Source organism: Dehalococcoidia bacterium (genome assembly GCA_040902535.1).
In the GTDB taxonomy this organism is placed as follows: domain Bacteria; phylum Chloroflexota; class Dehalococcoidia; order DSTF01; family JACRBR01; genus JBBDXD01.
The window spans coordinates 207,938-215,173 of record JBBDXD010000028.1; the positions used below are offsets into that span (position 1 = coordinate 207,938).

Below are 7,236 nucleotides of genomic sequence, written 5' to 3' on the forward strand. Positions count from 1 at the left end.
CCGGCGTCCGGCCCCCCGCCTTCCAACAACACCGCTTCCCGCTTCCCGCGTCTCGCCTCTATACTCGACCACACACTCTCCCGCGCACCTGGAGCATGACGCCATGACGATCGACTTCGGCTGGTTCCTGCCCACCATGGGCGACGCGGAGGTCATCGGCCCGCCGACCCGCGAGCCCGACCTCGCGTATCTGACAAGCGTCGCGAAGGCGGCCGAAGACGCTGGCTTCGTCTTCGCCCTCGTGCCCGTCGGCACCACATGCGGCGACGCCTGGCTCGCATCGGCCATGGTCGCCGCCTGCACCGACAAGCTGAAGTTCCTCGTCGCGATGCGTCCTGGCTTCGTCGCGCCCGCCGTCGCCGCGAAGATGGCCACCACCTTCGACCAGATGTCGCGCGGCCGCGTGCTGATCAACGTCGTCACCGGCGGCTTTCCCGCCGAACTCGCCGCCGATGGCGACTTCACCGGCCACGACGAGCGTTACGTCCGCAGCCAGGAGTTCATGCAGGTCGTCCGCCGCGCCTGGACCGAACGCAAGTGGGACCACGAAGGCAAGTACTACCGCGTGCAGACGGGCAACGTGTACCCGCACACCTACCAGAAGCCATACCCGCCGTTCTACTTCGGCGGCGCCTCAGACGCGGCGAAACAGGTCGGCGCTGACGAGGCCGACGTCTACCTGCTCTGGGGCGAACCGATACCGATGGTCCGCGAGCGCATCGCCGAGATGCGCGCGCTCGCATCAGAGCGCGGACGCACCCTGCGCTTCGGCATGCGCATCCACGTCCTCGTGCGCGACACCGACGCACAGGCGCGCGCCGACGCCGAAGCGCTGATCGCGGGCATCCCCGACCGCTTCCAAGACATGATGGACAAGCACATGTCAGGCTCTGACTCCGAGGGCGAGAAGCGTCAGCGGCTGCTGCGTGACCAGGAGTGGCTCGGGCCCAACCTCTGGTCCGGTATCGGCAAGGCGCGTCTCGGCGTCGGAACCGCGCTCGTCGGCGATGGCGCCAGCGTCGCCGCGCGGCTCCAGGAGTACGTCGATGAAGGCATCGACACGTTCATCCTCTCCGGCTATCCGCACCTCGAAGAGGCGCAACGCTTCGGCAAATACGTGATGCCGCACTTCGCGGGCAAAGCATCGGTGCCGCAGGCGCCGCGCGAACTCGCCGCGTCCAACGCATGAGCTGGCCGCTCCGCGCCGTCGCGATATCGGGCAGCCCTCGCACGCCGTCGAAGTCCAAAACGCTCGCCGAACTCCTGCTGCAGGCGCTCGAAAAGGGCAACTGCACGTCGGAACTGATCGACGTCGCGGAACTGCCCGCCGAAGCGCTCGTCGCGCGCGCCCAGTCGCCGGCGATCGACGCCGCCATCGAAGCGATCGGCCGCGCCCGCATCGTCGTCGCCGCCACGCCGACCTACCGCGCGCTGTACACAGGCGTGCTCAAGTCGCTCTTCGACCTCATGCCGCCGGGGCACCTGCGCGGCAAGATCTGTATCCCGATCCAGACCGGCGCGTCGATGGCGCACTTCCTCTCGATTGAGTACGGCCTGCGTCCGCTGTTCACGAGCCTGGAAGGCGTGCCGATAGCCGGCGTCTACGCGACCGACGACCAGTTCGACGACGGCAAGCCCGCCGAGGCCCTCGTCCGCCGCATCAACGACGTCGCCATGGCCGCGCGGGCCCTCGGCACCATCACGTTCGGCTGATGCGCATCTCCTTCGACTTCGATGGCGTGCTTTGCCTGACGCCGTTCGGCCGCATGGCCGTCCGTCCCGCCGGCACCCTCGTCGACGACCTGCCCGACGCCTACGAAGGCTTGTACGACGCAGCGGCGCCACGGAGCCGCGTGCGCCTCGCCGTCGAGTACGCGCGCTTCGGCTGGCGCCGCATGGCCCGCGACGCGGCGCAGACCCTCCACGATCTCGGCGCCGATGGTCACGACCTCCTCATCGTCACCGGCCGCAGTGCGCAGGGCGAGCCGCTGCTGCGCCGGTGGCTCCGCCGCCACAAGCTCGACGACAAGGTGACGGCGATCCGCATGGCGCCGATCGGGCTGCGGCCGCCGCAGCACAAGCTCGCCATCACAAGGATGCTCGCCGTCGACATTCACATCGACGACGATCCGCGCACCGTCTTCCACATGGCGCGCAACGGCGTCCCGCACGTCTTCCTGCTCGACCACGCACACGCCCTCGGCGATACGCCGCTCCCCGAAAACGTGTACACCGTCCGCACGCTGCGCGACTTCGTCGATGGCGTGCGAGCGTTGGGCGGCGGCGAGCCGCCCGCGTAACGCACACGTCACACGCCTGTCATCCAGCAGAAACGGCGGCGCTTCAACCTGATGACGCAGCGCCAGGGATCGTCCTCGTGAAGAACGGGGCGTTGGTCTGCGCGCTGTGCGGGGGCGGTCCCCCTCCTCCCCTGGCGCCGGGCCGCCTCCGCATCCCGTCATGTGATGAACACGCCGAGGCCGCCGGCGTGCCGGATATCGTCGTGCGCGCAGGGTTCGCGGAAAAGCGCTATTTGCCCTTCCACACGGGCTTGCGCTTCTGCGCGAATGCCAGCGGCCCCTCGCGCGAATCTTCCGTGACGGCGACGCGTCGGTACTGCGCGATCTCGAGCTTCAGTCCTTCTTCGAGCGTCATGTTCACGCCCTTGTACGCCGCTTCCTTCACCAGCCGCAGCGACATCGGCGCGTTCTCGCAGAGCCGCTCCGCGATCGCGATCGCCTTCGGCATCACCTCGTCCGCCGCCACGACGTAGTTCACCAGCCCGTAGCGGAACGCCCACTCCGCGCTGAACTTGTCGCCCGTCAACAGCAGTTCCAGCGCCGGACCGAACGGGATCGTGCGCGGCAATCGCTGCGTCCCGCCGGCGCCGGGAATGATCCCGCGCGTCACCTCGGCGAGCCCGAACTGCGCGTGCTCCGCCGCAACACGAATGTCGCACGAGAGCGCCATCTCCAGGCCGCCCGCCAGACAGTAGCCGTTGATCGCCGCGATCATCGGCTTCCAGCACTCGAAGTCCCGCGTGATGCCGCCAAACGGCGCCCGCGCGTACTCCGCAAACTCACTCGTGCCCGACTGCTGCATCCGCGACATCGCCACCAGGTCGTTGCCCGCCGAAAAGGCGCGCGCGCCGGCGCCGGTCAGGATGCCCACCCACAGCTCCTCGTCGTCCCGAAAGTCACACCACGCATCGTGCAACTCCGCCGACGTCCGCGGGTCGATCGAGTTCATGCTCTCGGGCCGGTTGATCGTGACGATCGCGATCCGCCCACGCTTCTCGTAGAGGATCTTTTCGTAGTCCATCGTGCGCTCCGCCTGTCCGAGTCGTGCAGCGGCGCAAGCGTAACATCGCCCACGAGCCTGATCCAGATGCCCATTCCTACGAAGGTTGCCCAGAACGCACCAGCACAGCGAAACAAAGCCCTGACGAGCACGTGATCGCTACGAAACTCGCATCCCTTCCATGAGCATGGGACGCCTACTGAACGGTATTCGCTATGTTGCGTGTTGTCGTCTACGTTGCCTCTGAATCAAACACGGGTGTAGACTCGCGTGAAATATTAGAGGGCAATAAGGAAAGGTAGGTTCCCTTGCCTACGTCGACCAGAGGGTCGAAGTCCGACTCGTCAATGGCCGCGCTCCAGCACCGCGTCATGCCATGGATCCTCATCACCGAGATCTATTGGATGTCCTACAAGCTGCTGGAGCGGCGCTTCTATCACCTTGGCGTATCCGCGTCGCAGGCGCGCGTGCTCGCCGTGCTGCACTTCGCCAAAGCACCGATCAAACCAAGTCTCGTTGCGACCCTGCTCTTCCAGGAGACGCAGAGCATCACCGGCATTCTTCACCGCATCGAGTCGCGTGGGTGGGTGCGCCGTCTGCCCGATCCCAACGACCGCCGCGCCGTCGGCCTCGAGCTGACAGACCAGGGCCGCGAGATCACCGCCGAGATCATTAAGATCAGCGACGAACTCTACGACGACATGTTCGGCGCCGTCCTCTCCGCTACCGACAAGCGCCAGATCGAATCCATCCTCAAGAAGGTGCGCGCGCTCGGCTTCAAACTCCCGGAGACGGACTTCAAACTGCGACGCGCCCAGCAGTTCTCGCTCTGGAAAGACTGATACGCATCGCGTAACAGCGGCGATCTCACAGCCCGGCGCATGCGCCGGGCTGTTTCGCACTTGTGCGACTTCGCGAGAAGAGTCCGCGTCTCGCCTTCAGCGCTGCCGCGGCGCGCGCTTCGACGTTAGCTCGGACGCCGCCGCCAGCACGGCCCTCGCACGCTCGATGACCGGCGCATCGACCATACGCCCGTCGACGCTGATCGATCCGGCGCCATCCTCGCGGGCCTCGTACGCCGCAATGATGCGCTCCGCCCGCGCGACCTCGCGCGCATTCGGCGCAAACACGCCGTTCACCGTCGCCACCTGGTCCGGATGGATAACGAACTTGCCCTTCAGCCCCATCGCACGCGCGACCTGCGCGTCTCGCTCCAGCCCGCCTTCGTCCTTGAAGTCGATATACGGCGCATCGATCGGCGTCAGCCCGTACGCCGTCGCCACCTGCACGACGACGCCGCGTATGTGCTGCAGCGCGAGCCCGTCCGCATCACGCTCCACGCCGATATCCGCCGTGTAGTCCTCGCCGCCGATCGCCAGCCCCACCAACCGGTCGATCGCCTGCGCGATCGCCTCGCAGGCCAGGACGGCCCGCGCGCTTTCGACGATCGGCAGCACTCGCACCGTCCCCGGCCGCACGCCGTGCATCATCTCCGCTTCCCGCAGCAACACATCCAGGTCGCGCAGCTCCTGCGGCGCCTGCACCTTCGGCAGCACCACCGCATCGAGCCCCTCCACCGCGACGCCCATCACGTCGTCCCGCGTCAACCCGCTGTCGATGCCGTTGACGCGTACCATCGCCGTCTTGCCGGCAGCGCGCAGCACCCCGATCGAAGCCCGTGCAAGCGCGCGTCCCGCCGTCTTTAGCTCCGGCGCCACCGCGTCTTCCAGGTCCAGGATCACTGCATCGGCGGCGCTGCGCGTCGCGGTTTCGATCATGCGCTCGCGTGCCGCGGGGACGAACAACAGGCTCCGGAGAAGGACCACGGACGGCTCCGATCGTGCGCGCCAGTATCGCGCGCGCCGCCGCGCTCAATCAATCATTGACGCGCCAGGAAAATTAGGGCGCCCACCCATGCGCACTGATCGACGAGATCCGATATCATGGATAACCACACCGCAGCGACGCCTCCGCGCCGCGCGAAATCCTCCTCACACAGGGTTCTCTCGGGTCGTGACGGCGGCGCGGGCTCTTGACAGACCTCAAATCCATGAGGTAACAAGAATCGAAGATTCACCCGCACACAACTTCCGGCGCACGTTCTCCCGGCGCCGTCAGCGACTCCCTTCACCATGCACACCGTCGGTTCGCCGAGTGCCTTGAGGGCTCGTGCAGGCCGCCGGACGCGATCCCGAAGGGAAGAGGGCAAGGCAAGCAGCCGGCTTCCGCCGGCCAACGCATCATAGAGGTCACCATGGGCGCAGTACGAGAACGAAGACGGTCATCCGGTCCACGCGGGGTGCCGCGTCAGCAAGAGCGCCAGCTCGAAAACGGCGAGCAGCCTGAACTGACGGCCGAAGAACGCGAAACCGCCATCACCACCGGCGGCATCTTGGAAATCGTCGATGACGGTTACGGGTTCCTGCGCGGCGAAAGCCTCCTCCCCGGCCCCAACGACGTTTACGTCAGCCAGTCGCAGATCCGCCGCTTCGGACTCCGCACCGGCGATTACGTCACCGGCCAGGTGCGCCCGCCCAAGGACAGCGAAAAGTACTACGGTCTGCTCCGCGTCGAGACCGTCAACGGCCTCGACCCGGAAACCGCCAGGAACCGCCCGCACTTCGGCGACCTCACAGCGATCTTCCCGAACCAGCTCATCGACCTCGAGACACCGTCGCCCGACCTGTCGGGACGTCTTATCAACCTGATCTCGCCGATCGGACGCGGCCAGCGTGGCCTCATCGTCTCGCCGCCGAAGGCTGGCAAGACGTTCCTGCTCAAGGCGATCGCCGCCGGCATCGCCGCGAACTATCCCGACATCCACCTGATGGTCGCGCTGATCGGTGAGCGCCCCGAAGAAGTCACCGACATGAAGCGCTCCGTCAAGGGCGAAGTCGTCGCGTCCACCTTCGACGAACCCGTCGAAGACCACACACGCGTCGCCGAAATGGCGCTCGAACGCGCGAAACGCCTCGTCGAAGGCGGCATGGATGTCGTCATCCTGCTCGATAGCATCACGCGGCTCACGCGCGCCTACAACCTGGCCATGCCGCCGAGCGGTCGCACGCTCACCGGCGGTATGGACCCCGTCGCGCTCTATCCGCCCAAGCGCTTCTTCGGCGCCGCCCGTAAGTGCGAAGAGGCCGGCAGCCTGACGGTCATCGCCACCTGTCTCATCGACACCGGCAGCCGCCAGGACGACGTCGTCTTCGAAGAGTTCAAGGGCACCGGCAACCAGGAGCTGCGGCTCGACCGCCGCCTCGCCGAGCGCCGCGTCTTCCCCGCGATTGACATCGCCGGCAGCAGCACCCGCCGCGAAGAGCTCCTCATGGATGAGAACACGCTCCGCCAGGTGTGGCTGATGCGCCGCATGATGTCGATGATCGCGTCAAACGCCCAGAACCCGTCAGAGGCCACCGAGCGCCTGCTGGACCGCCTCAGCCGCACGAGCACCAACGAGGAGTTCCTCGCGACCCTCAGCAAGTCCGAAGTCTAACGCCGCACCACCGCCTGAATACGCATCGATACGCCCGCAACCCATGCGGGCGTCCCGTCATTCCGCGGGCGGCTCGTAATTCGAGCCCCGCGAAGAATCCCGCCATGCAAGGCACCGCCCATCAAAACGCCGATCGTAGGGACGTAGCTTTAGCTGCGTCCGATCGCGCACGGTGTTATTGCCGTCATTCAGAGCGAAGCGAAGAATCTCCTCGCGGCACAGTCACGTCGCGCACACCAACTCCATTGACGTCATCGGGGCTGCGTCCGATCGCGCGCGCACTAGGTCATCCTGAGCAACGCGCAGGACCCCGCCATTCCACGCACCGATCCCGAACCGCCGATCGCAGGGACATAGCTTTAGCTGCGTCCGATCGCGCACGGTGTTGCCGTCATTCAGAGCGAAGCGAAGAATCTCCTCGCGGCACAGTCACGTCGCGC

Annotated in this window: 7 protein-coding genes; 5 read left to right on the top strand and 2 right to left on the bottom strand. The window is 66.5% G+C overall.

The window, feature by feature from the left end; all coding sequences use genetic code 11:
* Window positions 1-103: 103 nt before the first annotated feature.
* From WEB52_16170 to WEB52_16180, 3 genes are read left to right on the top strand one after another with little or no spacing between them, the layout of a single operon-like run.
* Window positions 104-1,189, top strand: a complete 1,086-nt coding sequence (locus tag WEB52_16170; GenBank protein MEX2227970.1) for an LLM class flavin-dependent oxidoreductase — start codon at window positions 104-106, stop codon at window positions 1,187-1,189.
* Window positions 1,186-1,713 carry an NAD(P)H-dependent oxidoreductase gene (locus WEB52_16175; GenBank protein MEX2227971.1) on the top strand — a complete coding sequence of 176 codons (528 nt, stop codon included), beginning with the start codon at window positions 1,186-1,188 and terminating at the stop codon, window positions 1,711-1,713. Before WEB52_16170 ends, WEB52_16175 begins: the two co-directional genes overlap by 4 nt.
* Entirely contained in the window at window positions 1,713-2,300 is a 588-nt protein-coding gene (locus tag WEB52_16180) for a hypothetical protein (protein MEX2227972.1), read from the top strand. Before WEB52_16175 ends, WEB52_16180 begins: the two co-directional genes overlap by 1 nt.
* Before the next feature lie 229 nt (window positions 2,301-2,529).
* On the opposite strand, the gene WEB52_16185 is transcribed toward WEB52_16180, so the two are convergent.
* Window positions 2,530-3,321 (bottom strand): enoyl-CoA hydratase-related protein, encoded by a 792-nt coding sequence (locus tag WEB52_16185; GenBank protein ID MEX2227973.1) that lies wholly within the window; start codon window positions 3,319-3,321, stop codon window positions 2,530-2,532.
* Window positions 3,322-3,647: 326 nt separating this feature from the next.
* On the opposite strand from WEB52_16185, the gene WEB52_16190 reads away from it, so the two are divergent.
* Window positions 3,648-4,142 (top strand): MarR family transcriptional regulator, encoded by a 495-nt coding sequence (locus WEB52_16190; GenBank protein ID MEX2227974.1) that lies wholly within the window; start codon window positions 3,648-3,650, stop codon window positions 4,140-4,142.
* A 96-nt stretch (window positions 4,143-4,238) separates the two neighbouring features.
* On the opposite strand, the gene WEB52_16195 is transcribed toward WEB52_16190, so the two are convergent.
* Window positions 4,239-5,126, bottom strand: coding sequence for a CoA ester lyase (locus tag WEB52_16195; protein ID MEX2227975.1), 888 nt, complete (start codon window positions 5,124-5,126; stop codon window positions 4,239-4,241).
* A 473-nt stretch (window positions 5,127-5,599) separates the two neighbouring features.
* On the opposite strand from WEB52_16195, the gene rho reads away from it, so the two are divergent.
* Window positions 5,600-6,796 (top strand): transcription termination factor Rho, encoded by a 1,197-nt coding sequence (gene rho, locus WEB52_16200; protein ID MEX2227976.1) that lies wholly within the window; start codon window positions 5,600-5,602, stop codon window positions 6,794-6,796.
* The last annotated feature ends 440 nt before the right edge of the window (window positions 6,797-7,236 follow it).